Source organism: Streptomyces katrae, assembly GCF_000966975.1.
Taxonomy (GTDB): Bacteria; Actinomycetota; Actinomycetes; order Streptomycetales; family Streptomycetaceae; genus Streptomyces; species Streptomyces katrae.
In genome coordinates this window covers 1-1,025 of sequence record NZ_JZWV01000770.1, presented here as the reverse complement: position 1 = coordinate 1,025, position 1,025 = coordinate 1, and the positions used below count along the sequence as shown (strand labels likewise).

Genomic DNA, 1,025 nt, shown 5'->3' with positions numbered 1-1,025 from the left:
GCCGCCAGCCCGCGCTGCCGGCTGAACTCCACGAACATGCCCGGCGTGGACAGCACCGTCGCCCCGCCCGCCAGGGCCATCGACACCTCGCCGCGCCGCACCGCCTGCGCCGCGAGGTGCAGCGCCACCAGGGAGGAGGAGCAGGCGGTGTCGACGGTGAGGGCCGCGCCCTCGAAGCCGTACGTGTAGGAGATGCGGCCCGAGGCGACGCTCGGCGTACCACCGGTCAGGGCGTAGCCCTCGGAACCGTCCGACACCTCGTGCAGCCGTGACCCGTACTCCTGAGCCGTCGCCCCGACGTACACGCCCGTGTTGCTGCCGCGCAGGGTGGACGCGTCGATCCCGGCGCGCTCCAGGGCCTCCCAGGAGACCTCCAGCAGCAGCCGCTGCTGCGGCTCCATCGCGGCCGCCTCGCGGGGGGAGATGCCGAAGGCGGCGGCGTCGAAGCGGGTGGCGTCGTAGAGGAAACCGCCCGAACGGGTGTACGTGGTGCCGGGGTTCGCCGGGTCCTCGTCGTAGAGGCCCTCCAGGTCCCAGCCGCGGTCGGAGGGGAAGCCGGAGATGGCGTCCGTGCCCTCGGAGACCAGGTTCCACAGGTCCTCGGGGGAGTTGACGCCGCCGGGCAGGCGGCAGGCCATGCCGACGATCACGACCGGGTCGTCCTCCTGCGCCGCCCCGGCGGCGGGGGCCGCGGCCGGGCCGGACTCCGGGGCGCCGCCGAACAGTTCCTCGTCGAGGTGGCGGCCGACGGCGGCGGAGGTCGGGTGGTCGAACAGCAGGGTCGCGGGCAGGGCCAGACCGGTCTCGGCGGCGAGGGAACCGCGCAGCTCGACGGCCGTCAGGGAGTCCAGCCCCAGCGACTTGAAGCTGTGCGCCGGGTCGATCCGGTGCGGGCCCGCGTACTCCAGCAGCGCGGCCGCGTGCGCACGCACCAGCTCGGTGAGCTCGCGCACCCGGTCGGCGGGGGCGAGGGACGCCAGGCGCTCGCGCAGCGGGTGCGCGGGGGCCGCGGGGGAGCCGGGGGC

At 75.8% G+C, this 1,025-nt stretch carries 1 protein-coding gene; it reads right to left on the bottom strand.

Going from position 1 to position 1,025, the window contains the following annotated elements:
* The coding region (locus tag VR44_RS26250) for an acyl carrier protein (RefSeq protein ID WP_045950077.1) at nt 1-1,025 on the bottom strand (1,025 nt) is incomplete at both ends.